This window comes from Streptomyces sp. ADMS (assembly GCF_033441795.1).
Taxonomy (GTDB): domain Bacteria; phylum Actinomycetota; class Actinomycetes; order Streptomycetales; family Streptomycetaceae; genus Streptomyces.
In genome coordinates, this window is record NZ_JAVFVX010000047.1 from 38,406 (window position 1) to 63,086 (window position 24,681).

Genomic DNA, 24,681 nt, shown 5'->3' on the forward strand with positions numbered 1-24,681 from the left:
ACGGACGCTCACCTACGGCAAAGCGTCAGAGTTCACGCAGCGAACTGTTCCAGGTGCCGAGCGAGTTCCCGCTCACTGTCGGGGAGCCGGGCAGCGACACTCTGGGCGCGAGCCCTACCCATGGTGTTCGGCCGGGTCTCTGCCGCAGCTGCGAACTGGCGTGATACGTAGACACCTTGATCGATGTCTCCTCCGCGCAACAGCGCTGAGGCCAGGTCACCCAGGACGACAACGCCTGAGTCTGGTAGGGACTCGCCGAGACGACTTACCGCGTTGTCTGCGGTCTCGGTCAACTCCTGCCGCCCGAGCTGCCCATATACCGACAGCGAGAGCGAGTCGAGGCGGTATGGGGTCATGAAACGCACCCATGCCTGTTCCTCGGTGTGGTCGGCGAAGTCGTACACGAGGCGGGCACGGTCCAGAGCGCGCAGAGCACCCGTGTCGTCTCCGGCATTCGCTGCTTCCTCCGCGTAGCGGCCGTTGACCCACGCAGCAGCGGTGGCATTACCGTGGCCCCGCACATCCTGGGCAGCTTGGGCCAGAAGCTCTACCGCCTTCTCAGGCGTAGTAGCTCCGTAGCTTGCATAGGTCAGTGCCAGTGCCCGCAGCGGCGGGTGCCCGGCGGCCTCTGCACAGTCCCTCGTGACCTCGTAGTAGGCGCGTGCCCTTTGGTAGTCGCCCAAGTCCCAAGCAACCCATCCGGCCAAGGCAGCTGTTTCTCCGGCGGCAATAGTCAGAGCCCGCGCGTGCTCGCCGGCGCGCGGTAGCACGGCAGTGACAGCGTCAAGGTGCGTCTCAACCATGCCCTGTAGCCGGTGGGCCGTGAGGCGCTGCTCGGTCACATGAAGGGCACAGGCGCGATCTATGAGAGCGTCCACTGCGACCGAATCGAGCTTGGTTCCCCTGCCGATGGCATACGCAAGGCGCCCCCATGGCTCGGCAGCGGCGGCTGCGCCGAGGACGGCGCCCCCGATCAGCGTGCGGCGTTTCACGTCGTCCAGGTCCTCCCCTTCACGGCGGCACCCCTTCCTCCGCCGGGCGCGGGCGGCCGCCGCTTCCCACCGCAGTTGTTCAGGGGGCAAGCCGAAGGCCATCGCAATATGCGCAACCGTGTGGTTGGTGGGGATGTTCTCACCGTGTTCGTAGCGGTTGATCTCGCGGCGGGTCATGGTGTCCCGGCCGGAGACAGCGTTGATCGCGGCTGCCTGCTGCTCCTGCGTGCGTCCTGCCTCCTGACGGAGCCGGAGAAGCAGTTCGGCGAACGGATCTGCTGGCATGAGTGTGACCTCTGTTGGTGGACTGAACCCAATCATGGCTCCAAATTCCCCCTGTAGTTTCCCCCTTGACAGGTTTTTCCCCCTCTAGATTCCCCTGGCAGGCTGCCTGGACGCGCGGTGCGATGGGCCCATGACCACGTTCCGCAAGGCGCACTCCCATGAGGGCTGCCGACGGCATCTCGACCGCTGTGTCCCGGCCGGCTCAGGTTCAGATGAGGCGGTCGTCCTGGGCCTGCTGGTGATGGTCTGGAACAGGACCACGTTAGGCAGCCATCTCTTGCCGTATCCGGTCCAGGGCGTGGCCTGCAGCCTCTCTGATCTCCGGCAGCCGGTTCTCCGCCGCGCGCACAATGCGTTGCAGTTGGTGGGGAAGCCGCTGGCGGACTGCCTCTTCGACCGCGGTGTGCAGGGACTGGGCGCCGCCGCCGCGGTCGTCGGCGGCCAGCCGCACCTGGGCCACCGTGATGAGCTCGATCACGCGCCACTGCGGTGCGACGGTGGTCGTCGGAACTGGGCTGTCCTGGTCGACCAGTTGTATGGCGAGATCGATCCGGCCGGTGGAGATCAGCCCGCGCAACCGGATCTCATGCAGTGCATAGGGGTTGAACAGCGACGTGTGTTCGGTCTGGTCGAGGAGCTGGTCGGTCTCCCGCATTACCTCGTCGAACAAGGGCTGGTTGCGGAGCGTGCCGGCGGCGCGGGCGAGAAGGGGAAGCGCGGCGGCTCTTGCCTCCTGGTCCGGCGCGAGGGCAACCGCGTGCAGCAGTCGGTCGACGGCGGCTCCGTGGAGGCGAGCCTTGCGCAGTTCGTTGCCGTGCATGCGCAGCACGTAGGAGGTGAAGGTCGGGTCGTCGAAGTATCGAGCGATGTCGATGCTTCTCGCGGTCCAGCGGGCAGCGGTGCTCAGTCGCTCCTCCGGCAGGACATTGCCGAGTGCGACGCCGAGGCCGACACGGGCTCGGGCCAGGAGGTGGAGGACATCCCGTTCCGTGTGCCCGTCCTCCACTCGGGCTTCCAGCCGGGCGATCAGCGGCCACAGTTCGGCGACGGCTTCGGACGCATGCCCGGACTGCCGGGCGATCTCGGCGAGGCGGACGGTGGACTCGCCGAACTGCAGCATGGCGCGGTGGTCAGTGTCGGCGGGGTCGGTGACGCCGAGGACGTGCGGGGGAAGCCGCAGGGAGTCGGCGACATGCCGGCGGGAGCCGAGATCATCAAGGCTCCGTTTGCCGAGTTCGAGATGAGAGATGTACGTCTTGTCGTAGCCCAGAAGGCGGCCGAGTTCGGTCTGGTTCATGCCGTGCACGGTGCGGTGGAAGCGCAGAATGGAGCCGAGGTCGCGCGTGGCGAGGATCGCCTCGGCCTGTGGCGTGGCCCAGTGCCACAGGACGTGCTGCGCCCGTCGCGCCACCTCCCCGCTGGCCACGGCCGGTTACATCCGCTCGTACCAGGCGGCGATGGACTGCTTGTACCCGTCCGGCATGGTCAGGCCGGGCATTTCGTCCGCAGTGAACAGGCCAATCTCCTTGTGCTCGTTACTCACTACGGGCTCCATGTCCGGGGTGAGCACGGTGCAGCCGTAGGTGACGATCACTACCCGCCGGTCCGGCAGAGTCTCGGGCAAGGGCTGGTAGATCCACACGTCCAGGAGAGGGCCAGCTTTCACCGTCCACCCGGTCTCCTCCCCGACCTCCCTCTCCACCGTCAACTCCGGTGTGGGGTCGGCTGCTTCGAGTCGGCCCCCGGGCAGCTCCCACTCCTCGCGTTCGTTCTTCAGCAGCAGTACGCGTCGACGGCTGTCCACTGCCACACCTTTGACGGAGACGGGCCAGGTAGGGGGCGTGTACGCCATCGCTCTCCTCGGAATGCGCGGATGGCCAGGGGTGCTCGGAACGTACCACGCAAGCCCCAACCGAACTCCTTCGTGGGCGAATTGCCCGAGTCGACAATCTGTCGCTTTACCCCAGGCCCAGCGGCTCCGAACAGTGGGAGCACCACATCGCAGCGAAGGAGATCCGTGATGCGCCGAGCCCACCAGCCGTACGCCGACGCTTTCGCGCACCACCGCATCGACCTCACGACGCCGGGGGCAGAGGCGACGATCGCGGCACAGCTGCGGGACGTGGGCCTGGTCACTCTCGATGGCCTCACCTCACGCAACGCCGTGCTCGCCTTCGCCAACCGGATCATGAACCTCGTACCGCACCGCGACAGCGACTCGGACGGCCTCACCACCATCCGGGACACCCGCCGCCACACGCACCGGGCAGGCTTCGCCGGATTCGGCAACGGGAATCTCGATCCCCACACCGAACGTTCCGGCACACCCAATCCGCCCCGCCTGATGCTTCTCGTGTGCGGGCAGACCGCAGTGAAGGGTGGGGAGTCCCTGCTCACCGACGGGCAGGCTGTCCACACCAGCCTTTTCATCGGTGGGCGGGAGGCCGGGCCGGCGCTGGCACAGCCTCGCACAGCGTTCTTCGGAGCCGGAGACGGTCACACCACGCAGGTTTTCACCGTCCACCGCGGCCAGCGGGTGTCCGTACGCCTACGGCTTGACGGGCTAGCACGCTGGAGCCCGATCGTTCTGCCCTACCTCCCACAGCTAGGGGCCGCAGCCGTACGCCATCAAATCCCCCTGGCCTTGGCACCCGGACAGGGCTATCTGCTGGACAACGAACGCTGGCTGCACGGGCGTCGCGCCTTCACCGGCGACCGGCTCTGCTGGCGTGCCCTTGGGCATCCCCGTTTTCCCATGCCGCGAGGGTTCGCGCCTGCCCCAGAGGCGGTTCCTCCGCCCATGCTCTCGGAGGTGGGATGACGACGGAACGAATCATGACGGTCCCCGCCAGAGAGTTGACGGCCGCCACGGCCGATGCCCCGCCCGGCTCACGCTCGGATCAGTCGGGCATGCGTGGCTTCGAGGTGGACTTCCTCCCGGCTGACTTCCGTGTCGGACAGATGCGGCGGATCACGTCGGCCCACCTGCGCCTCTGGGACCTCACAGCGCTGTGCGACACGGCCACGCTTGCCGTCTCGGAACTGGTGACTAATGCCGTGCGACATGGCCAAGGCAATCCGGTCGGACTCAGGGTGACGAGCTCCGACGGCGAACTGCGCATCGAGGTCACCGACGGAAACCCGACTCCGGCCCGGCTGCGTGAAGCGGGCGAAGCCGCCGAGAACGGCCGCGGGTTGTTGCTCATCGCCGCGCTCGCGAAGGAGTGGGGGGTCAGTTACGACGGCAGGATGACGTGGTGCTCCCTCGCGATCCCCGAAGGGAGATCGTGATGGTCGCAGTGACGGCCGACGTCGCCACGCAGTTGCTGAGTCGACGAACCTCCGACGATCACGAGACGTTGGGCACGCTCCTCTACTCCCTGCGCCGCTCCCTCGCCAGCGAAGCGATCGATGAGCAGCTGTACGACGACCTGGAGTCCGTACTCGGTGAGTACGCACACCCCGCCCCGCATGAGGTCACGGCCGTCGCGGAGCGGTTCCGCAAGGCGACCACCAAGTTCGTGGAGATCGTTCCGTACCTCGTGCGGCCGTACCCGATCGACGAGATGCGGCGCTTGATCTACCTGAGCGCCGAGCACCCCCACCCCGAGGACGCACCGGCCCACCTCCGACGGCTCGCCCTGGCCATCCTCGCGATTCTCGACCTGATGGGAGATACCGCCTCATGACGCGCGCTACGCCGAGGGAAGCAACCGCATGACCACCACGCCCGTCACAGCCAGTCGCCTCGTGCCCTACATCACCGCCCGCCACGGCGAACAGGCGGGCTCGTTGTCGAACCTGAGCCTGCGGCCCGGTGGCAAGGGCCTGTTCTACCTGGACGAAGGGCCGCGCGACCGCGACGAGCGAGGCGTGCTCTGGGCACGCTGCTCCCAGTCCCGCGATGGCAACGAGATCATCGGAAGACCACGGTGGCGGGACGTGCACCCTTCGCGGCAGCGGGAGTGCATGGAGGAACTGCGGTGCCAGGTGTGCGTGCAGCAGTCCAGCCGCACCGCTCTGGGATACCTGTTCCTGGCCACGCATCAGACCGACGTGCCGGCGGACGGCTGGGAGGGGCACCTCACGGCTCAACCACCCCTGTGTCTGGAACACGCGAAGGCCGCAGTCGAGCAGTGCGGACACCTCGTGCGGACCGGGGCCGTCGCGCTCCGGGTCAGGGTCCCACGACTGTACGGAGTGATCGGGACGCTCTACCGCACCGGTCCCGACGGACGACCTGAGCCCGTCGAGTTCGACGGCGAGTCTGCAAGTTCCCCGCTGCCGTACAAGCAGCGACGGTTGACCCCGTGGTTCCTGGCCTCGCAGCTCGTGCGCGAGCTACGAGACGTCAGCGTCGTCGACCTGGATGACCTCGTTTCCGCCGTTTAGACGGCCGCTCGGCTGTCCAGCCGCCTCGGCCCGGACAGCCGAGCGGTGCAAGAACGCCGCCCCTGCGTACGTGCCTTGATCCGCCCGCCAGCAGGGCTGCCGCACGCTGCCCGCAACGCCGAGTCCCAAGGGGAAGGTCCCATGGATTTCAGCTCCGTACCGCTCCCGTCCGGCACGTTCATCATCGGCAAGACCTTCGGCTTCGAGGCCGGCCACCGGCTCCCCGGCCTCCCGCCCGAGCACAAGTGCTCGCGACAGCACGGCCACAGCTACCAGGTCGAGGTCATCCTCACCGCATTCGACTTGGAGGAGCCTGGCTTCGTCACCGACTTCGGTGACCTCGCCCCGTTCAAGAAGTTCCTGGACGCCGAACTCGACCACCGCAACCTCGACGAGATCCTCCCCTTCGAGCCGACCTCGGAGCGCCTGGCCCAATTCCTGGCCGGGTGGTTCATCCAGAACGTCGAGCCGACCACCCCCGGACGGCTGGTCGCCGTCCGGGTCCGCGAGACCGAACGCAGCTGGGCACGCTTCGACGTGGAGCAGCGATGACGGCCGCAGACGCCCCTGTGGTGGCACCCGCGGGGATCGACGAGGAGTTCGAGCTGATCGTCGCCGAGTGTTTCGGCGTCGAACAGCCGACCTTCCAGGGCGAGGGCCCCAGCTGCGGAGTGCCGGCACTGTTCATCCGTCTCTCGCGCTGCAATCTGACGTGTGACTGGTGTGACACCAAGTACACATGGGACTGGACTCAGTTCGACCCCCGTAATGAGTCGAAGCGGCGGACTGTCGCGAGCCTGCTCGCGTGGGCGCTCGGGTCGGCCGTGAAGCTGGTCGTCATCACCGGCGGCGAGCCCCTGCTCCAGCAGCAGAAGCTGATCCCGCTCGTTCAAGGGCTGCTGGCTGCCGGTAAGCGGGTGGAGTTCGAGACGAACGGCACCATCGCTCCCGATCCGGAGCTGCTCGTCCACGGCGTCCGCTTCAACGTCTCGCCCAAACTCGCCAACTCCGGTGCCGCTGAGGCCAAACGCATCGTCCCGTCCGCGCTGGAAACATTCGCGGCGAGCGGCCGGGCGGCGTTCAAGTTCGTCACCCGCATGGTGGCCGAGCTGGACGAGATCGGCGCCTTGGCGGACCGGTACGGCCTGGACCCGGTCTGGGTGATGCCCGAGGGCACTACGCCGGAGGGCCTGATCGAGACCACCCGAACACTCGCGGACGCCGTCGCGATCCGCCGCTGGCACTTCACCCAGCGTCTACACGTCCTCGCGTTTGCCGAAGCCCGCGGACGCTGACCGATGCCTTCCTTGCTTACCCCCCATGTTTCCCAAGTCCCTGGAAGCGAGGCGAAGTCCATGACCCACGCCCTCTGCAGCCCGGCCGCCGGCGAGAGCCCTGCCCTGCCCGAGCAGCCCAGCCCCGCCCAACCGACGCCGGTCGACACCGAACGCGTCGCAGACCTGGTCCGTCAGCTCCTGTCCGCGCTCGGCGAGGACCCCGACCGGGAGGGACTGGCAGGCACTCCGGCCCGCGTCGCGGCTTGGTACCGCGACTTCCAGTCTCCGGCCTCGGCAGCCGCGCCGACGTGCTTCGCCGAGAAGCCCCTGAGCGGGCAGCTGGTCGTGGTCGGCGGCATGAGCGTCTGGGCGCTCTGCGAGCACCACATGCTGCCGATGAACCTGGAGGTCGCCGCCGGGTACGTCCCGGACGGCGAGGTCGTGGGCCTGTCCAAGTTCGGGCGGATCGCGCAGCGATACGCCGGTCGTCTCCAAGTGCAGGAGCGGTTCACCCGGGAGGTCGCCGAGGAGATCTCCCGGGTGATCGGCAGTCAGGACGTGGCTGTCGCCGTGCGCGGCACTCACCTGTGCATGAGCATGCGCGGCGTGCGCATGGAGCCCGCCCGAACCTCCACGCTCCAGGCCGGCGGCCGATTCGAGAGCGACCCGGTCCTCTCCCAGCAGTTCCTCACCCTCGTCACCAACCAGTGGAGGACCGCGTGATGGCCAAGAGCATCGATGTCTCCGTGATCGCCCCGCCCGCCTACCTGGATGCCTTCGTCGCCCAGGAATCTGCCCTCATCCACCACGTGGCCGCGCAGCACGTCCTGTCCGACCCGGCCTACAGGTCGTTCTTCCGACACGAGGCGCAGCGCGGCGCGGAGATCATCGTCGACAACGGCGTCTTCGACCTCGGCCATGCCTTGTCGGCCCCCGATCTGATCGAGGCGGCCCGCGCGGTCGGCGCCCGGGAGATCATCCTGCCGGACGTCATGGGGGACGGACCCGCCACCATGAAGGCCAGCGACGAGGCCGCCCGTGAGATCCACGACCTGAGCGACGACTTCCGCCTGTGCGCCGTGGTGCACGCCGCGGACGACGAGGAGTGGCTGCGCTGCTATGACCACTTCGCCTCCAGCGACTACGTCGGCGCGATAGCCCTGCCCGCTTCTCGGCGCCCCGCGCCCGAGGAGCAGCTGTGTCGTACCCGCTGGACGGCCACCCGTTACCTGGAAGGGAACGGCATGGTCGAGGAGCGGATCGTCTATCGACTCCTCGGACTGGGCCGGACCGGGCACCTGGAGCTGCTGGAGCAGCGCGAGCACGAGTGGATCGCCTCCGTCGACGGCGCCGCCCCGGTCATCCTCGGCGCCATGGGCATCGCGATGCTGCCCGGCGGCCCGTACGAGAAGCCCAGCACGCCCCGCATCGAGAACCTGGGCCCCATCCCCGAGGACCGGTTCGACCTGATCCGGCGCAACATCACGGTCGTACGCGAGGCGGCAGGCAGCAGCGTGCGGATCCCGGAGGCCCGCGCGTGAGCCTGCGACCCGATCTCGTCCTCGCGCAGGGCGCTGGCACGGCACTGCGTGCGGCTCCGATCGCGGTGGCCGGACACACCATGGGCCCGGCCAGTCTGCTGCGATACCTGCAGATCAAGGTCCACCACCTCATCCAGGAACGGAGCTGGAACAGCATCCGCGTCGTCGGCGGCTACGACCGCCGGGCCGCGATCTCCCAGCACGAGAAGACCGGCAAACCGTTCAACTACGAGCGCCCCACCGCCGAAGTCCACGGCCATGACCTGCTGATCAAGGCGTTCCCCGGCAACGACTACGTCCATCACTACGCCCTGATCATCGCCACCTATCTGGCCATGACCGGCCGCCCGGCCGACACCGTCACCTACCAGCTGCCGGAGACAGCGCTGTGCCGCGCGGCTTTGGAACCGATCGACCTCGGCCTCGACGGCGACCTCGTGATCGTCGGCTGGGGCCTGCAGTACCTCGCCCCTGCTGGCGACATGTGGAGGCGCGGCCCAGGCTACGCATGGCAGCGTGCCGTCATACACGGCCGCCGGGTGGTGTACCTCGGCTTCCGGCACAGTATCTGGGGTGACGTCGCCGGCCGCGTCGTCGCGCGCCTGGCCGAACTCGGCGCCCGAGAAGTCGTCTACGTCGGCAAGGTCGGGGCGTTGTCCCCCGAGGTCGAGCCCAACGCCTGGCTCGCCACCGGCAACGAGAGCCTCGTCGGCGGGGCTCCCGTGGAGTGGGAGGACTTCTTCGGAGACTTCGCCGCCGCCCAATTCGTTGTGCGCACCGGCGTCCACGTCACCTCGCCCTCAATCCTCCTGGAAGACCGGGACTGGCTGGCCGAGCACGCCGAGCACGCCTTCGTCGATCCGGAGATCGGCCCCATGGGGGCGGCTGCGCGCCAGGCGGGCATCAGATTCGGCTACCTCCACGTCATTTCCAACAACCTCGCCCGCCACTACCCCGCTGACCTGTCGAATGAGCGGCACGGTGACGTCATCCGACGGCGAGCCGTCCTGGTCGGCCACATCCGCGACATCATCGCGAACCGCCTGGCGACCCGCCCGACCTGAACATCCTCGGAGGAACACGACCATGACGGTCGCAGCACACACAGACGCCCCCGCGCGGGGCCTGGAAATCACGGTTACGGGCATCGACGGGGCCGGCAAGTCCACCCTTGCCACCCACCTGCACCAGGCCCTGAACGACGCCGGCCACCCGGCCATCCTGATCGGCAAGCACAGCACCGCCGTCCCCATGGACGAGGATCTGTCCGCCTACGTCGACGGCCTCAACGCGCTCGTCTACCGGCGAGACGCCCGCGTCGCCCAGGCGTGCGGCGACCACTACTGGCTGCTGGCGCTGGCCGCCTGGTACACGCTCCAGGACAAGCTCGTGATCCAACCCGCGCTCGCCACCGGCACGCACGTGATCCTCGACAACGCGCACCACAAGATCCTCGCCCGTTACGCGGTCAATCCGGATGTGCCCACCCGCCTCGCTGAACAGGTCTTCGCCCACCTCACCGAACCCGACCTGGTGATCTTCCTGCGTATCGGAGCCCGTGAAGCCCTGCGCCGCAAAGACTCGTTCACATCCTTGGAGACCGGCCACTCCGGCACCGGTGACGATGACTTCATTCGCTACCAGGACAGCGTCCTGGTCCAGCTGCGCGAGCAGGAGCAGCGCGGCGGATGGCTGTCCCTGGACGTGACCGACATGGACCGCGACACGGTCTACAAGGCCGCCGTCGAGGCACTGGCCGACCGTCTCCAGCTCAGCATCTGACCGCCCCAACCACTTCGAGGAACGCACCATGCCAGTGACCCCACCCTGCGATGGCGAGTACGTGTGCCACGGCGTCACCTGGGCGACCGGAGACCCCCGGCTGTTGCTAGCGCCGCTGTCCGGCGGGCCGCTGGCCTACGCCGAGATCATGAACTGGCGGCTCGGATACCAGGCTGGTACGGGCCGGTGGTGCACCGGCCGGTACGAGTTTGCCGACACCGTCCGCGTCGAAGCCGTCGCCTGCCCCAACCGCGCGCCCGCCGAACAGAGCGGCCAGTGCGCCCACTGCGCCGGCCGGGACGACTTCCGCTTCGCCCACCAGGTGCACCAGGGCGGCCACGCTCCCGCGGCCCTCGTGCAGTACATGGCCCAGCCCCACTGGCTGTACGCGGCCACGTTCGCGGACGGAACCACCAAGGTCGGCACCGCGGCCGAACCGCGCAAGCGTTCCCGCCTCGATGAACAGGGCGCCCTGTTCGCCACCTACCTGGCCAAGGCCGACGACGGGCGCGCTGTGCGCCATCTCGAAGATGCCTTGACCAGGCGTCTTGATCTGCCGCAGACCGTGCGGGCTGCGGCCAAGCTCCAATCGCTCGCCACCCTGCCGGACCTGTCCACGGCCCGCGTCGCGCACGAGAAGGACATCGCCCGCGCCGCCGAGGCCCTGGCCGACATGAACATCCCCTCGGTACTGGAGTCGTGGACGCCGCCCGCTCAAGGCGCCCGGCTGCGCGCCCCCAGTGCCGAGCGGGTGCTGTACCCGCACGACCTGCGCGAGGGTGAGCACGGATTCACGCCCGTCTCGTGCGTCGGTTCCCAGGTCCTCACCGCCCTGGACAGCGACGACGTGGGCTACCTGCTCGACCTCGGCGTGCTGAAGGGCCGCAGCATCGTGCTCGGCTCGTTCAGCTCCCCGGGTACGGCCGTCCAATCAGCGTTGTTCTGACTCCTGACCGGCCCTGGCCCGGTCGGCCGGGGCCGGGGCCGGGGCCTTCTGCGAAGCGAGGCATCCGACCATGGCACCCCATGACGCCGTCCTCGGCTGGGACGAGGGCTCCACCGCCGAGGCGTACGCCGCCTTCACCCGCGACTACCCCATGTACAGCGCCACCAGCCGTGACCTCGCCGAGCGCGCCCACCTCGCGGGCAGCCGCCTGGTGGTCGATCTGTGCGGCGGTGCGGGCGCGACCGCCGAGGCGATCCTCGCCCTTGCCCCGGCCCAAGCTCGAGTCGTCTCCCTGGACAGCGCAGCCGCCATGCAGCGCGTCGGCCGCCGCACCGTGAGTGACGCGCGTCTGACCTGGGTCACGGCGTCGGCCGAGGACCTGGCCGACCATGTCCCTGCCGGTGGCGTCGACGCCGTGGTGTGCAACTCCGCAATCTGGAAGACCCACGTGCCGGACGTGTTCGCCGCTGTTCGCCAGGTCCTGCGGCCGGGCGGGCTCTTCGTGTTCAACGTGGGCGGGGGGTTCGCAGGAGTCCGTCTCGACGACGAGAAGGCCGGGCGCACCAAGCCGTCGCTGAACAGCTTGATCCAACAGGTCGCCGCCCGGGATTATGGCTACACCCCGCCCCCGTCCGATGAAACGGGGCCCAAGCTACCGCTGGAAGCGGTCGCCGAGCACATGTCCGCCGCCGGACTGTCCGTGCTGGACACCGAGATCGTCGCCCAGCACGGCACAGTGGCGGAGAAGGCAGCGTGGCTGTCGATTCCCGTCTTCGCCCGACCCGACGGCGACTTCACCCACACCCAGCGGATGGACATCCTGTCCAAGGCGTACGCCCTAACCTCACCCGACGCGCCGACCGTGACGAGCTGGCTCGTGGTGGTCGCCGAGCGGCCCTGGGGCGAGCGTTGACCGCGCTTCCTCCACCCACCAGCCACGACAGCGGCACGGTGTGCTGCGACCACACCAGCGTCGGGGTGCTCATCTCCTCACCGGCCGGACTGCTCGTCTTCGAGCGTGCGACGCCCCCGGCCGGCATCGCCCCGGTGGCCGGCCATGTCGACCAGCACGGCGGCCCTGAGCATGCCGCCCGCGCGGAGGTCGCTGAGGAAGTCGGCCTGGCCGTCACGCACCTGCATCTGCTGCTGGAGCGGTGGCGGCCCAACCGGTGCCGCCGCCCGACCGACGAGACCGCGGGCCACCGCTGGTGGATCTACCAGGCCCAAGTGTCCGGGCCGATCAGACCGTCCGACCGAGAGGTGCGCGACCCCCGATGGATACACCCCGACCAGCTCCAGCAGCACGCGCGCCGCACCGCGGCCTACGCCGAAGGCCGGATCAGCGAATCGGAGTTCACGGCGAAGCCCGGTCTTGCGCCGGTGTGGGTCCGCTTCCTGCACGACCTGCAGCTCGTGACGCTGACCCCCGAGGCCCTGAACCTGATCGACAGGGTCATCTGAGGGCAAGCCTGGAGCGAGGCTCAGTACGCCCCGACCGACTGCCCAGACGCCAGCCGGCGCACGTGCGCGCGGATGCGGTCGCGGTCCTCGGGGAAGACGCTCTCCCACTCCTCGTCCAGGACGACCCACCTCGGCGACTGCCCGCTCTCCCCACCGAGTGGCACGTCGCGGCCGATGACCGCGGCGTACGACAAGCCCAGCGTCGCCGACCAGTCGGCCCGATAGGAACGCACGGCTACAGCCGCAGGAGCGGGCAGCAGCTCACCGCGCAGGCCGGTCTCCTCCCACAGCTCGCGGGCAGCGGCCTCCCGCGGTGTCTCGCCCAACTCGACTTTGCCGCCCGGCGGTACCCATCCACGCACCCGGTGCTCCACGAGCAGGACGTGACTGAAGGTCGGGTCGGTAACCCAGACCTCGGCCGCGAGCGGTTCCATCGGCCCTTGCCGGGCGTCCTCCAGCCATGCCCGCGCCCCGTCGAACTCCAGCGCGGCAAGGCGAGCATCGGCGAGTGCCGCTTCCAAGGTCACCTGGTCGATCACCTGACTCACCCTATGCCGAAGGCGCCCCGGGAAGGGCGCACTGCCTCCCGAACACGCCCCCCAGCCTTGTCAATTCTGACCAGCAGGCGGCGTGTCGCGGACGGCGGTGTGGGGGCGGTCAGCAGCGAGGGCACGGTCGCGGTGTCCGCTTCCGAAGAGGGGTACCAGCCATGAGCAGCGACACAGCAGCAGCCGCCTGGATCGTCCTGGGCGGAATCCACCTGCTCAACCAGACCGTAAGTCGCCGCCCGGACGACCCGATCGTGCTGGTCCGGGTGACTCCGCAGGAGGTCAGTCTCCCCAGCACTACCGTCGTCGTACGGTGGGACACGCTCGGCACGTGCCTCACCACCGCCTTAACCGCAGCAGGCGGCCGGCTCGCGGATACCCGGATCGAGGGCAGCGACCTGTTCCCCGACGCCACCGCCGGCACCGCGCTGCGCGAGATGGTCGGGACGGCCGCGACCTCTGGACTCGTACCGCTGTGCTACCTGGCCGAGCACCCCGGCGGCGGCTACCACGCGTACGCGCAGATCCGGTTCTACGCCGACGACGCCTGCTTCCTCCGCACCACCCGCGAACCTGTCGGAAGCGGCCCGGTGGAGGCGCTGCGCTGGCTGAACCCGGTGCTGACCGCGCACGCCGAGTCGGCGCTGCGGCTCAACAACCACTTGCGGTACTTCCGCACCCACTTCGCCGGGACAGAGCTGGAGTACAAGTACAACCTCCAGCCCGCCCCCGATATCTGGCCCGTCTCCATGGAGCTGCTCAAAGCCCTTCGCCACGGCGAACTGGCCGACTGCCGCCCGGAATACCGGAACGAATTCGAGATCCACTACTTCGACAACCACATGTTCGACGTCGTCGGTCCCGACGAGGAGCGCGGCTACGCCTCCTTCATCCCCACGGTCAACGGAACCCATGTGCTCAAGCGCAAGTGGTTCGCGGAGGACACCTTCGCCCGCCGCGAGCAGATCTCCACCGACATCGAGATCTCCCCGGACAGCTTCGGTGCGTACCTACGCTCCGAGCTGGGCCTCCAAGTGCAGGCGCTGCCGCCGTTCCGGCGCGTCCGCTACGACAGCCAGTGCGAATCGATGCGCACCGGCCACGTCTTCGGCATCTTCTTCGACCGCTGCTCGCTCCTGGCCGCACCGGACGTCGTGCTCTCGCAGTGCGAGATGGAGTATCGGCGGTCGCGCAGCCTCCTCGACCACGACGAGGAAGCGATGCTGCGGGAGATGGAGCGCATCGACCGCTGGCTCCTCTCCTACCTCGCGGCCCGTGGCCTGGCGAAGGAACGCACCTTCTACTCCAAGCTCAGCTTCCTGCGCGATGCCGTCGCCGCCCGACCCGAGTTGATGCCGACGCGCTGATCATCTGCTGAGCCATTTGAGCAGCGGCGAGGACTGGATCGCCGCGAAACCTCATCTGTCACACGCGTATCAGCATCGGCGTTTCGGCCACCCGGCCACCCGGCCACCCGGCCACTCACAGCGAACCCGCGCACCCTCAAGGGTGGATGCATGCCGCACGTTGGGGCCTCCGCGCTCCTGTACAGAAGCGGCGAACACGATGAACAGCAGGGTGTTGAGCACCACCAGTGGCCACAGGCCGTATGCGGCGTCAGCCATCACGTACTCCTTGAGGCTTCTCGGTCGGCCGACGCCGGCCGTGGGCCAGGCTGTTCATCCAGTGCTGATAGGTGGCCGTGTCGAGCAGGTCGTGCAGGCGCGGGCCGACACACCACTGTTCAGCGTGTTCCAGGGCCGCGCGCCGACCCCGAAGGCGTGCCAGGGGTGGGCAGCGGCTCTCTGCCGACGTGATCAGGCGTGCGATGTCATAGGCCATGGCGGCCAGGATCAGCGCTCCGATCCCGATGGCTACGGCGGCGGTCATGGCGTTCTCCTCGCCGTGCCGTGGACGCCGGTATCCGGCCGAGAAGATCGGGAAGGGGCTCGCCCTCGTCGAGGGGGCCAGAGTCGGCGGCGGCATCCCGGTCGTATCCGCCGACGCGGAAACCGGCGAACCCGGCACCCGCACACGGGCCGAACGGCGGCAGTTCCTCCCCGGCTGCGGGACCGACCTCGCCTCCGCCAGCCTTATCGGCGTCGGCCGTCGCCTGCGATCCGCCCGTACCATCGCCGACGACCTCGCCGCACACTGACAGCGCGCTGGCCGGACCCGACGCCCATCGCCGGGTGCGCTGCACTGGTTGGTACCCGGCCGGTCCCGCAAACGGGACGTGCTGCCCTGTTGCGCCTCCGCCGAGCGGCTGCTTCTCGAATCAAATTCCGTGCTGCTGCGGGAACGCCAGCGGGAGTGTGGAATGGGTGAGGCGGCCTCCACCGGCCGGTCTTGCCCTGTGCGTGCCATGAGCGGCCACCCCATCACCGCCGGCGGCCCTCCCGAACGGAGTACATGATGAGCGCTCCCACCACCTACCGGGTGCAGGCCCACAGCACCCCGGGCGGTGAGGCACGGATCGACGCCGGGACCGAGACCATCGCCTTCGACGCCTCCTGGGCCGCCGCCGTCCCGTCCGGGCTGCCGGGGCCTGCCGATCTGCTGGTCTCGGCGTTCGCCGCCTGCTTGCTCAAGAACGTCGAACGATCCGGCCGGCTGCTGCCCTTCCGCTACCAGAAGGTCGAAGTGCGAGCCGAGCGGCAGAACAGCCCGTCCCGGTTCATCGCGATCAACTACGAGCTACGGCTGGTGACCGACGAACCGCAGCACAGGGTGGACCTGCTTCGCCGCAACCTGCGCAACTTCGGCACCATCTACAACATCGCCGCAGTCTGCGACGTCCAAGGGCACATCGTGACTGAGCCGGCACCGGGTGCCTCGGAGGCACAGAGCCGGCCATCAGGGGAGGAAACGTGAGCACGGTTCCTGTCGGCAACAAGGGCGCGGCCCGCATCGTCGTGGGCGTCCACGGATCGGATTCCTCGACCCGGGCCCTGCGTTGGGCGGCACAGGAGGCACGTCTCCGCAGCGCCCGTCTGGAGGTCATCCATGCCTGGCAGATCCCCTCATTGGGTCTGCCAGGCGTATCCCCGCCCTACCCGGATGAGATGTTCGAGCCCGCTGCCAGAGCTGTCGTCGACCATGCGGTGGCCGATCTCGAGGCCGGGCCGGAAGAGGCGGGCATCGACAGGAGGGCGGCAAAGGGCCATCCGTCCGCTGTGCTGATCGAGGCGTCGGAAGGTGCCGCCCTGATCGTTGTGGGCTCCCACGGCCACGGCAGCTTCGCGGGGACCCTGCTGGGCTCGGTCAGCCAGCGCGTCGCCCACCATGCTCGCTGCCCCGTCGTGATCGTCCCCACCCCGCAGTGAGAACCGGACGACGGCAGTCGAGTGTCGCCGGAAGACTCGTCAAGTCCCAGTCTAGGCACGGCAGGCCGTCACCGGCCCTCGCCCGCGAGCTGAGACACCCACCGGCGGGTTCGCCGCGCCGGACAGGCGAACGGAGACGCTACCCATGAGGGAACCCAACGGCAGCCCGCACCTGCCGCGCGGCCTGGCGGCGCGCGTGCCCGCGCTGCCGATGCTGGAGTGGGGTTCGTGGCACACACCGTTCGTCTTCTTCACCGGCAAGGGCGGTGTGGGCAAGACGACGGTGGCCAGCGCCGTGTCCGTGGCGCTGGCCGATGCCGGCCGGCGCGTGCTGGTGGTGAGCACCGATCCAGCTTCGAATCTGGGTGACCTGTTCGGCACGGCGGTGGGTCCGGCGCCAGGCCCGGTGCCGGGTGTGCCTGGGCTGGAGGCGATGAACCTCGACCCCGACGCAGCGGCGGCCGCCTACCGCGAGCGTGTGATGGCCCCGTACCGGGGTGCGGTCCCTACGGAGGAACTGCACGCCATCGAAGAGCAGCTTGCCGGCGAGTGCACCGTGGAGGTGGCGGCCTTCGACCGGTTCACGCAGCTGATCGTCCACCCGGAGCTGGTAGGCCGGTACGACCATGTGCTCTTCGACACCGCGCCGACGGGCCACACGCTGCGTTTGCTCAACCTGCCCAGCTCCTGGGCTCAGTACATCGAGAGCGCCCCCGCAGGGGCGAGCTGCCTGGGCCCGCGGTCAGGTCTGCAGGCCCAGCGCGCGCAGTACCAGGCGGCCGTCGAGCAGCTGGGTGATCCCGGGCGCACGGCGCTCGTCCTGGTGAGCCGACCAGAGCCGGGTGCGCTGCGAGAGGCGGGACGGGCCGGGGCTGAGCTGGCCGCCCAGGGGATCCACAACCAGTTCTTGATCGTCAACGGCCTCTTCACCGAGCCTCTGGCCGGCGACACGGTCGCCGAGGCGTTCGCCGACCGCCAGGCGTCGGCGCTCGACGTCCGGCCGACCTCCCTGCGGGCGATCCCCACCGCGGGCGTGCCGTTGGTCGCATGGAACCTGACCGGCATCGCCTCACTTCGCGCGCTGGTCCGCGGTCAGGGCGGTCCCGTGCCAGGCCCCGACGCCCCCACCGACGCCGACGCCGATATCGACGAGCAGGAAACGCCGCTCCCATCCATCGAGGCGCTCGTCGACGAGCTGGCCGCCGGCCCACCCGGCGCGGTACTTGTGATGGGCAAAGGCGGCGTGGGCAAGACCACCATCGCCGCCGCCATCGCCGTGGGCCTCGCCCGCCGGGGCCACGACGTGCACCTGTCCACAACCGACCCGGCAGGGCGGCCCGCGGATGTACTCACCGGTGGTCCGTTCCGGCACCTGACCGTCAGCCGCATCGACCCGGCCACCGAACTCGCCGACTACACCGCTGAGCGACTGCGGGCCGCAGAGCGGATGCCCCCGGACCGTCGTGCGCTTCTGGAAGAGGATCTACGCTCGCCGTGCACCGAGGAACTGGCCGTCTTCCGGGCGTTCGGGGCACTCCTGACCACGGCCAGGGACCGGTTCGTCGTCGTGGACACCGCCCCCAGCGGCCATACCCTGCGGCTGCTCGACCTCACCGGCTCCTACCACCGCCAGGTCATGGCGGACGCCGCCCAAGTGCACGGGCGCATCACGACGCCGTTGATGCGCCTGCGGGACCCGGCCCACACGCGGGTCCTCATCATCGCGCTCCCCGAGCTGACCCCCGTCTCCGAGGCCGCAGCACTTCAAGACGGCCTCCGGCGGGCCGGCATCGAGCCGTTCGGCTGTGTGGTCAACGCCGCCCTGACGGCCAGCGGCACCCAGGATCCTGTGCTGCGCGCCCGGGCAGCCCTGGAGCGCCCCCAGCTGCACCGCGTCCGCGACGAGCTGGCAGCCCGCGCCTGGCTCGTGCCGTGGCAGGTCGACACCCTCATCGGTGAGGACCGCTTGGCCGCCCTGACTCACGCGACGAGCCGATGATGTCGTACGGCGTCACTCGTCGTCGGTAGCGTCCCGGGCCGGTTCCTGCACGGAGGATGCCGGAAAGACCAACACCGGCTGATCGGACAGTCCGCCTTGCCCGTTGCCGCTGCTTGTCCGGTATAGCTTCACCGCGTCGCAGAGACGCCCTGGCGGACCGCAACCGCACCGGGCGCCCGACTCGCTTCACCCCTGTGCAGGTCGCCGAGGCCATGGCTCTGGCCTGCACGGGCTGACACGGATGTTCCTCAACGCCTCGCCGCCGGGCTGGCCCTCTGGGCCGTCTACCTGGCGGCGGGCGGCCACGCGTACGGAGGCGGAGACTCGTCGCAGGGACGCGAAGGAGGGTGCGACCATGCCTGATCCCAAGTTCACCAAGCCCAGGCACGGAATCCCCCGGGAGGACATCGCCGACTGGCACCCGACGGTAGATGAGGATGTCTGCATCGGCTGCGGGACGTGCGTGACCGGCTGCAGCCGGCTGGTCTACCGCTTCGGCCGCTGACCTGCCCAAAGTGTCAATGGACGCTCTGCCCGAAGCTCTCGCCGAACGGCTTGCAGTACTTCGCCCACGACCCCGGGGTACCCGACTACTCACCGCGGGAGGAGACCGAACACCACCGGCAGCTGAAACGGGACCTCGCCGAATGCTGCCGCCGGGTTACCGGGCTGGTCAGCCGAACTCGAACAAGCCGGGCCCGACCGGGCCTGGCGGGCCGACGTGCTTGCCACCAACGTCACCGGCGGCCGGTACACGTTCGAGGCCCAGCTGTCGAAGATCGGCACTGACGGGCCGCGTGGCCTGTTCGAGCGGACCGCCCGGATGGCCGTCGACGGGGTTCCCGCACTCTGGGTCGTCACCGGGGTCCGGGCCTGGCTTGGCGCCGTCCCCTCGCTCCAGGTGGTGGCCGAGCACGGCGCCGACCGGTGGGTGACGACCCCACGGTGGGAGTTTGACAGCCAAGGCCGCTGCTTGCGCCCGACCAGACAAGGCGGCCCACTCAAACTCGTCGGCTTCATCGAATCCGTCGTCGCCAACAGCGCCGCAAAGCCGCCCTCTCGGCCCCGTGCTCGTACGACAGCAGCGACCGAAGGCCCTCCAAGAGGACGACGAGACCCCCGGCCGCCGCTCCATCCGGCTTCATCAGTGAGTTCGAGATCCTCGCCCGAATCTGGCCAGCCGGGTCATGGATGCCCCGGTACTGACACTTCGGCCCGCACGAACACAGCGGGTTACTTGTCACTTGGTTCGCCGCTCGTTAACGGCACTCCACAGTCCTGGCCGTGCATGCCCCTCATCATGAAGAACATCATCAGCGGGCAGGCGGCCACGAGGGCGAGCCAGACGAGGCTATCCAGCGAGGCGCCCACAATCAGGGCTGCGACGACGACGATCGCGGCGGCGAGCGCGTACATACCGTAGTTGCGCTGGTTCATCACGAGCCTCCTTCAGCGGAGGACAGAGGCCGCAGCCAGTGCGGCCGGCTTTCAGGGTTTGGTGAGAGGGCCGCCGTGCAGGGCGTTCATGCGGCGCCGGTACTCCTCTTCGTCGATCTCCCCGCGGGCGAACCGCTCCCCGAGGACCTGCTCGGGTGTCTGCGGCGCGGCAGGGATGTGGGTGTGCTCGTGAGGCCGGTTCACAGCACGGAAGAGCAGTACGCCCACCATGATGATCAGCGCCCAGAACACGACCATGCTGGCGGACATCGCGAACCAGCCCCATCCGCTGACGTCGTGGCCGTACCAGAACATCGCCATTCACCTGCTTCGGGTCGTTCGGCGATCGGGTGCGGACGCCGAGGTCCGGCGCCCTCACGGAGCTTCTGCCCTTGCATTCATCGTGCCTCTGTCGGGGCCGATATGCAGGGGTCGGACGGCCCCGAGCGGGCGGGCCGTTCAGCCCCTACCAGGCAGGGGTAGCCGGGCGGAGACTTGAAGGAGCGAGCTGAAAGGGGCGCGCTGCCATGGGTGCCATTGATGTCGTCGTTGTCCTGGCCGCCGCAGGACTGATCGCCGCCCTGGGCTGGTTCTTCTTCGGCCCTCGCCGTGCGGGTGCCGCCCGGGTGGAAGGCGGAGTGCAGCGGGTGGAGGTGACGGTACGGGGCGGCTACAGCCCCAGCCTCATCAAGGTCCGCCAGGGCACGCCGGTGGAGCTCGTCTTCGATCGGCAGGAGTCCGGGGAGTGCACCTCCCGGGTGGTCTTCCCTGAGCTCAAGGTCGGCGCCGGACTACCCGCCCACACACGAACCACGGTCCGGCTCACCCCGGACCGGCCGGGATCCTTCGGCTTCGCCTGCGGCATGAACATGATCCACGGCACCCTGCTCGTCGAGCCCGCCGACGGCCCCTCGACAGCCCCTCCGGCCTCCCCCGACGGCCATGACACCGCCGCCGCGCACGCAGCTTCGGCGGGCGGCGAGGAAACGGGGTCCGCCGAGGCGGAGGCCGCAGACGCCGCCGAGCGGCAGGCGGAGATCAAAGACCTGACCCGCCGGGTGGCCGTAGGGACGGTACTCACCGCCCCGGTGCTGTTCGCCGTGATGGCGCACGAACTCTTCGGCGCCGACTGGATACCCGCCTGGATGCTCAACCACTGGCTGCAACTGGCGCTGATCACCCCGGTGATGCTCTACACCGGCCGGCCCATCCATGTGACCGGCTGGCTGACCCTGCGCCACCGCGCCGCCGACATGAACAGCCTCATCACCCTCGGCACCACCGCCGCCTACGGCTACAGTCTCCTGGTCACCCTCGCCCCCAGTCTGCTGCCCGAGGACGTGCGCGAGGTCTACTTCGAGGCCGTCGGCGTCATCCTCACCCTGATCCTGCTCGGACGGTTGCTGGAGGCCCGCGCGAAGGCCGGCACCGGCGAGGCCATCCGCGCCCTGCTGGGCCTGCAGGCCCGCACCGCCCGCGTCATACGCGACGGAACCGAGACCGAGATCCCCGTCGAGGACGTGGCCGTCGGCGACGAGGTAGTCATCCGGCCCGGCGAGAAGATCCCCGTCGACGCCGAGGTCCTCTCCGGCTCCTCCGCGCTCGACGAGTCCATGGTCACCGGCGAGCCCATGCCCGTCACCAAGCACGCCGGGGACACGGTCATCGGGGCCACCGTCAACGGCACCGGATCCCTGCGCGTGCGGGCGGCCAAGGTCGGCGCCGACACCATGCTGGCCCAGATCATCCGCCTCGTTCAGCAGGCCCAGGCGTCCAAGGCCCCCATCCAACGGCTCGCCGACGCGGTCTCGGCGTACTTCGTGCCCGCGGTGATCGCCATCGCGATCGGCACCTTTGCCCTGTGGTTCACCGTGGGCCCCTCCCCCGCGCTGACCTTGGCCCTGGTCTCCGCGGTCGCGGTCCTGATCATCGCCTGCCCGTGCGCCCTCGGGCTGGCCACCCCGCTGTCGGTGATGGTCGGCACCGGCAAGGGCGCCCAGGCCGGCATCCTGATCCGCTCCGCCGAGGCCCTGGAGACCGCGCACAAGCTGGACACCGTGGTGCTGGACAAGACCGGCACCGTCACCGAAGGTGAACCCGTCCTGACCGACGTCCACCCGGCCGACGGCATCGACGAAACGCAGATGCTGCGGCTGGTGGCGGCAGCCGAGGCCGACAGCGAGCATCCGCTGGCGCAGGCCATCGTTACGGGCACCCGCGACCGCGGCCTGTCGTGGCCGGCCGCGACCGGCTTCGACTCAGTCACCGGCAAAGGCGTCCAGGCCACCGTGGACGGGCACGCCGTCCTGGTCGGCACCGCCCGGCTGTTGGGGGACGTCGGCATCGACACCACCCTGCTGGCGCCCGTCGCCTCCGACCTGTCGGCCCAGGGCAAGACCCCTGTCCTGGCTGCAATCGACGGGCGGCCCGCCGGGGTGCTCGCGGTCGCCGACACCGTCAAGGACGACTCCGCCGCCGCCATCACCGCCCTCAAGCGCCTGGGCGTCGAGGTCGTCATCATCACCGGCGACAACGCACGCACCGCCGCCGCGATCGCCGCCCAGGTCGGCGTCACCCGCGTACTGGCCGAGGTGCTCCCGGAGCACAAGGCGGACGAGATCCGCCGTCTGCAGGGCGAAGGCCGCACCGTCGGCATGGTCGGCGACGGCATCAACGACGCCCCGGCCCTGGCCGCCGCCGATGTCGGCCTCGCGATCGGCACCGGCACCGACGTAGCCATCGAGGCCGCCGACATCACCCTCATCTCCGGCTCCCTGACCGGCGTCGTCACCGCCATCCGGCTGTCCCGGGCCACCATGCGCAACATCCGGCAGAACCTGTTCTTCGCCCTGGTCTACAACGCCGTCGGCATCCCGCTCGCCGCCGGCGCCCTCTACCCGCTGTGGGGCATCCGGCTCAGCCCCATCATCGCCGCCGCCGCGATGGCCCTGTCCTCCCTGTCCGTCGTGACCAACGCCTCCCGCCTGCGCCGCTGGCACACCAGCCCGCTGCCACCCACCACACCGGAATCCGTCACACCCCGGGTGGAGTCCGCAGCCAACCGGGTCACGGCCCACCCCGCCGCGGCCGATGTCGGGCGACAGCCGCACCACGCGCCGGAGTCCGGCACCGGCCACGAGCACCCTCCAGGCGCGGCAGCTATGACTGTGGACCCGGTGTGCGGCATGCATCTGGACCCGGCCACCGCCGCCGCACGACGCGACACCGCACCCGGCAGCTACTTCTTCTGCTCCGCGCACTGCGCGGCCACCTTCGACGCCGACCCGGGCCGCTACCCCGCAGCGGCAGCAGACGGGACAAACGAGGGAGGGCACACCCGATGACCACCCTCCCCGACCACGCTCACACCGCGGATCCGGTACCGAGCGCGGCCCCGCGCGGCTACGCCGCGGCCACAAGGACGACCACCTGTCCCGGCTGCACAAGGTCGAAGGCCAGGTACGCGGTATCACCCGCATGGTCGGCGAGGACCGGTACTGCATCGGCATCCTCACCCAGATCAGCGCCGTCACCCGCGCCCTGCAAGAGGTCACCCTCGGCCTGCTCGACGACCACGTTCGGCACTGCGTCCACAGCGCGGTTCGCGCCGATGAGGCCGAAGGCGACGCCAAGCTCGACGAACTCACCCTCGCTCTGCGCCGCACGCTGCGGCTGTGACCGCCTCGGCGGCATCAAGGGTCGACAAAACCCCGCGGGGGTATATTGGGCGGACGGCGAGCCCCCGTCGACTGGGCTCGCAGAAGGCAAGCTCGGGTGGAGGCGATGGCGATGGTGACAGGCCGCGCCAGTGCTGTCTGCTGGGCCCACGGCGCCGTCATCGCCCTGCTTGCCGCGCTGGCCGTGCTGATCCACCACGAGACGGCCGCGATCACCGCCCCCCGGGTGCAACACGCCACACCTTCGACGCAGGCCGGGCACGCCATGCCCGGCATGGCGTCCTCGTCCGCTGCCGCCGTCCCGCAGGGCCCCGCCGCCGACCACACGGACACGCTCGACGCACCTGCCCCCTCGCACGGCGTCGACGGCAGCGCCTGCGCCGATCCCGGCATGCAGCACTGCACCACCGCGAGCGTCGACACGGTCAAGCTCGCCCCGCCGCCGCAGCGCGATGGCCGGCAGGCGGCGAGCGCGTACCAGGCCAAGCCCGGACGGTTGCCCGCAGGGACGATCAGCCGCGCGCCACCCGACCTGTCGGTCCTCTCCCAGCTGCGCATCTAGGCCGCGCCCGCGGCACCCGTGTGCCGTCTCCGCCTCGACCACATGCAGCTTGACCCCAGAGGACTCCATCGTGAACAGCATCAACCGCCGCGCTGTCCTGCTCGCCGGACTCGGCGCCGCCAGCGCGGGCGCGCTCGCCGCCTGCACCAACTCCACCAGTACCGCCCCCACCCTGGTCAGCCCCTCCGGCTCCGCCGTCGCCGCCGCAGAGAAGAAGCGGACCGGCACCGGCAGGCAGCACAAAATCACACTCACCGCAGCGCCCGCCACGGTCGACCTCGGTGGCGGCGTCAGGGCCAAGACCTGGACCTTCGACGGCCGCGCGCCCGGCAAGGAGGTCCGGCTCTCCGCCGGAGACACCCTGGCCGCCGAACTCGCCAACCAGCTGCCGGGCAGGACCACCACCTCGATCCACTGGCACGGCATCGCCCTGCGCAACGACATGGACGGCGCACC

Annotated in this window: 31 protein-coding genes; 23 read left to right on the top strand and 8 right to left on the bottom strand. The window is 69.5% G+C overall.

What is annotated here, in order from left to right; genetic code table 11:
* Nucleotides 1-32 precede the first annotated feature (32 nt).
* The 3 genes from RB628_RS21240 to RB628_RS21250 form a co-directional block, all read right to left on the bottom strand.
* Nucleotides 33-1,313, bottom strand: coding sequence for a helix-turn-helix domain-containing protein (locus RB628_RS21240; protein ID WP_412180697.1), 1,281 nt, complete (start codon nucleotides 1,311-1,313; stop codon nucleotides 33-35).
* Nucleotides 1,314-1,539: 226 nt separating this feature from the next.
* Nucleotides 1,540-2,703: a helix-turn-helix transcriptional regulator gene (locus RB628_RS21245; RefSeq protein WP_318322085.1), complete on the bottom strand. Its 1,164-nt coding sequence runs from the start codon at nucleotides 2,701-2,703 to the stop codon at nucleotides 1,540-1,542.
* Nucleotides 2,704-2,709: 6 nt separating this feature from the next.
* Nucleotides 2,710-3,129: an NUDIX hydrolase gene (locus tag RB628_RS21250; RefSeq protein WP_318322086.1), complete on the bottom strand. Its 420-nt coding sequence runs from the start codon at nucleotides 3,127-3,129 to the stop codon at nucleotides 2,710-2,712.
* Between the two features lie 168 nt (nucleotides 3,130-3,297).
* On the opposite strand from RB628_RS21250, the gene RB628_RS21255 reads away from it, so the two are divergent.
* From RB628_RS21255 to RB628_RS21315, 13 genes are all read left to right on the top strand, one after another.
* Nucleotides 3,298-4,098 carry a TauD/TfdA family dioxygenase gene (locus RB628_RS21255; protein ID WP_318322087.1) on the top strand — a complete coding sequence of 267 codons (801 nt, stop codon included), beginning with the start codon at nucleotides 3,298-3,300 and terminating at the stop codon, nucleotides 4,096-4,098.
* A complete protein-coding gene (locus tag RB628_RS21260; RefSeq protein ID WP_318322088.1) occupies nucleotides 4,095-4,568 on the top strand; it encodes an ATP-binding protein in 474 nt (157 codons plus the stop codon). The genes RB628_RS21255 and RB628_RS21260 overlap by 4 nt, the downstream gene beginning before the upstream one ends.
* Nucleotides 4,568-4,966: a DUF6415 family natural product biosynthesis protein gene (locus RB628_RS21265; RefSeq protein ID WP_318322089.1), complete on the top strand. Its 399-nt coding sequence runs from the start codon at nucleotides 4,568-4,570 to the stop codon at nucleotides 4,964-4,966. Before RB628_RS21260 ends, RB628_RS21265 begins: the two co-directional genes overlap by 1 nt.
* A 28-nt stretch (nucleotides 4,967-4,994) precedes the next feature.
* The gene (locus tag RB628_RS21270) at nucleotides 4,995-5,669 is read left to right on the top strand and encodes a hypothetical protein (RefSeq protein WP_318322090.1); all 675 of its coding nucleotides are present in this window, start codon (nucleotides 4,995-4,997) and stop codon (nucleotides 5,667-5,669) included.
* A 141-nt stretch (nucleotides 5,670-5,810) separates the two neighbouring features.
* On the top strand, nucleotides 5,811-6,221 hold the full coding sequence (locus RB628_RS21275; RefSeq protein WP_318322091.1) for a 6-carboxytetrahydropterin synthase: 411 nt from the start codon (nucleotides 5,811-5,813) through the stop codon (nucleotides 6,219-6,221).
* Nucleotides 6,218-6,964 (top strand): 7-carboxy-7-deazaguanine synthase QueE, encoded by a 747-nt coding sequence (locus RB628_RS21280; protein WP_318322092.1) that lies wholly within the window; start codon nucleotides 6,218-6,220, stop codon nucleotides 6,962-6,964. Before RB628_RS21275 ends, RB628_RS21280 begins: the two co-directional genes overlap by 4 nt.
* A gap of 60 nt (nucleotides 6,965-7,024) precedes the next feature.
* The gene (gene folE, locus RB628_RS21285; protein WP_318322093.1) at nucleotides 7,025-7,669 is read left to right on the top strand and encodes a GTP cyclohydrolase I; all 645 of its coding nucleotides are present in this window, start codon (nucleotides 7,025-7,027) and stop codon (nucleotides 7,667-7,669) included.
* Entirely contained in the window at nucleotides 7,669-8,487 is an 819-nt protein-coding gene (locus RB628_RS21290) for a hypothetical protein (RefSeq protein ID WP_318322094.1), read from the top strand. The genes folE and RB628_RS21290 overlap by 1 nt, the downstream gene beginning before the upstream one ends.
* Nucleotides 8,484-9,551: a hypothetical protein gene (locus tag RB628_RS21295; RefSeq protein WP_318322095.1), complete on the top strand. Its 1,068-nt coding sequence runs from the start codon at nucleotides 8,484-8,486 to the stop codon at nucleotides 9,549-9,551. The genes RB628_RS21290 and RB628_RS21295 overlap by 4 nt, the downstream gene beginning before the upstream one ends.
* A gap of 22 nt (nucleotides 9,552-9,573) precedes the next feature.
* Nucleotides 9,574-10,269 (top strand): thymidylate kinase, encoded by a 696-nt coding sequence (locus RB628_RS21300; RefSeq protein WP_318322096.1) that lies wholly within the window; start codon nucleotides 9,574-9,576, stop codon nucleotides 10,267-10,269.
* Between the two features lie 28 nt (nucleotides 10,270-10,297).
* Nucleotides 10,298-11,215 (top strand): DUF2797 domain-containing protein, encoded by a 918-nt coding sequence (locus RB628_RS21305; RefSeq protein ID WP_318322097.1) that lies wholly within the window; start codon nucleotides 10,298-10,300, stop codon nucleotides 11,213-11,215.
* Nucleotides 11,216-11,285: 70 nt separating this feature from the next.
* Nucleotides 11,286-12,128, top strand: a complete 843-nt coding sequence (locus RB628_RS21310; RefSeq protein WP_318322098.1) for a class I SAM-dependent methyltransferase — start codon at nucleotides 11,286-11,288, stop codon at nucleotides 12,126-12,128.
* Nucleotides 12,125-12,676: an NUDIX hydrolase gene (locus RB628_RS21315; RefSeq protein WP_318322099.1), complete on the top strand. Its 552-nt coding sequence runs from the start codon at nucleotides 12,125-12,127 to the stop codon at nucleotides 12,674-12,676. The genes RB628_RS21310 and RB628_RS21315 overlap by 4 nt, the downstream gene beginning before the upstream one ends.
* A 20-nt stretch (nucleotides 12,677-12,696) precedes the next feature.
* On the opposite strand, the gene RB628_RS21320 is transcribed toward RB628_RS21315, so the two are convergent.
* Nucleotides 12,697-13,215 (bottom strand): NUDIX domain-containing protein, encoded by a 519-nt coding sequence (locus RB628_RS21320; protein ID WP_412180698.1) that lies wholly within the window; start codon nucleotides 13,213-13,215, stop codon nucleotides 12,697-12,699.
* A gap of 170 nt (nucleotides 13,216-13,385) precedes the next feature.
* On the opposite strand from RB628_RS21320, the gene RB628_RS21325 reads away from it, so the two are divergent.
* Nucleotides 13,386-14,591: a hypothetical protein gene (locus RB628_RS21325; protein ID WP_318322100.1), complete on the top strand. Its 1,206-nt coding sequence runs from the start codon at nucleotides 13,386-13,388 to the stop codon at nucleotides 14,589-14,591.
* Between the two features lie 69 nt (nucleotides 14,592-14,660).
* Here the strand turns inward: RB628_RS21325 and RB628_RS21330 are convergent, their stop codons facing one another.
* A complete protein-coding gene (locus RB628_RS21330; RefSeq protein WP_318322101.1) occupies nucleotides 14,661-14,849 on the bottom strand; it encodes a hypothetical protein in 189 nt (62 codons plus the stop codon).
* Nucleotides 14,842-15,114, bottom strand: coding sequence for a hypothetical protein (locus tag RB628_RS21335; RefSeq protein ID WP_318322102.1), 273 nt, complete (start codon nucleotides 15,112-15,114; stop codon nucleotides 14,842-14,844). Before RB628_RS21335 ends, RB628_RS21330 begins: the two co-directional genes overlap by 8 nt.
* On the opposite strand from RB628_RS21335, the gene RB628_RS21340 reads away from it, so the two are divergent.
* From RB628_RS21340 to RB628_RS21360, 5 genes are all read left to right on the top strand, one after another.
* Entirely contained in the window at nucleotides 15,113-15,382 is a 270-nt protein-coding gene (locus tag RB628_RS21340) for a hypothetical protein (RefSeq protein WP_318322103.1), read from the top strand. The two genes, RB628_RS21335 and RB628_RS21340, sit on opposite strands and share 2 nt — an antisense overlap.
* A 257-nt stretch (nucleotides 15,383-15,639) precedes the next feature.
* Complete coding sequence (locus tag RB628_RS21345; protein WP_318322104.1) at nucleotides 15,640-16,098, top strand: hypothetical protein; 459 nt, start codon at nucleotides 15,640-15,642, stop codon at nucleotides 16,096-16,098.
* Nucleotides 16,095-16,550 (top strand): universal stress protein, encoded by a 456-nt coding sequence (locus RB628_RS21350; protein ID WP_318322105.1) that lies wholly within the window; start codon nucleotides 16,095-16,097, stop codon nucleotides 16,548-16,550. The genes RB628_RS21345 and RB628_RS21350 overlap by 4 nt, the downstream gene beginning before the upstream one ends.
* Before the next feature lie 145 nt (nucleotides 16,551-16,695).
* Nucleotides 16,696-18,549, top strand: a complete 1,854-nt coding sequence (gene arsA, locus RB628_RS21355) for an arsenical pump-driving ATPase (RefSeq protein WP_318322106.1) — start codon at nucleotides 16,696-16,698, stop codon at nucleotides 18,547-18,549.
* 355 nt (nucleotides 18,550-18,904) lie between these two features.
* Complete coding sequence (locus RB628_RS21360; protein WP_318322107.1) at nucleotides 18,905-19,054, top strand: 4Fe-4S binding protein; 150 nt, start codon at nucleotides 18,905-18,907, stop codon at nucleotides 19,052-19,054.
* 728 nt (nucleotides 19,055-19,782) lie between these two features.
* Here the strand turns inward: RB628_RS21360 and RB628_RS21365 are convergent.
* Both RB628_RS21365 and RB628_RS21370 read right to left on the bottom strand, forming a co-directional pair.
* Nucleotides 19,783-19,986: a DUF2933 domain-containing protein gene (locus RB628_RS21365; protein ID WP_318322108.1), complete on the bottom strand. Its 204-nt coding sequence runs from the start codon at nucleotides 19,984-19,986 to the stop codon at nucleotides 19,783-19,785.
* A gap of 51 nt (nucleotides 19,987-20,037) precedes the next feature.
* Nucleotides 20,038-20,301, bottom strand: a complete 264-nt coding sequence (locus RB628_RS21370) for an SHOCT domain-containing protein (protein WP_318322109.1) — start codon at nucleotides 20,299-20,301, stop codon at nucleotides 20,038-20,040.
* Between the two features lie 212 nt (nucleotides 20,302-20,513).
* On the opposite strand from RB628_RS21370, the gene RB628_RS21375 reads away from it, so the two are divergent.
* From RB628_RS21375 to RB628_RS21390, 4 genes are all read left to right on the top strand, one after another.
* Nucleotides 20,514-23,330 carry a heavy metal translocating P-type ATPase gene (locus RB628_RS21375; RefSeq protein WP_318322110.1) on the top strand — a complete coding sequence of 939 codons (2,817 nt, stop codon included), beginning with the start codon at nucleotides 20,514-20,516 and terminating at the stop codon, nucleotides 23,328-23,330.
* A gap of 133 nt (nucleotides 23,331-23,463) precedes the next feature.
* Nucleotides 23,464-23,664 (top strand): metal-sensitive transcriptional regulator, encoded by a 201-nt coding sequence (locus RB628_RS21380; protein ID WP_412180699.1) that lies wholly within the window; start codon nucleotides 23,464-23,466, stop codon nucleotides 23,662-23,664.
* Between the two features lie 105 nt (nucleotides 23,665-23,769).
* Nucleotides 23,770-24,225: a hypothetical protein gene (locus RB628_RS21385; protein WP_318322111.1), complete on the top strand. Its 456-nt coding sequence runs from the start codon at nucleotides 23,770-23,772 to the stop codon at nucleotides 24,223-24,225.
* 70 nt (nucleotides 24,226-24,295) lie between these two features.
* Nucleotides 24,296-24,681: multicopper oxidase domain-containing protein (locus RB628_RS21390; protein ID WP_318322112.1), on the top strand; the 386-nt coding region annotated here is incomplete at its 3' end.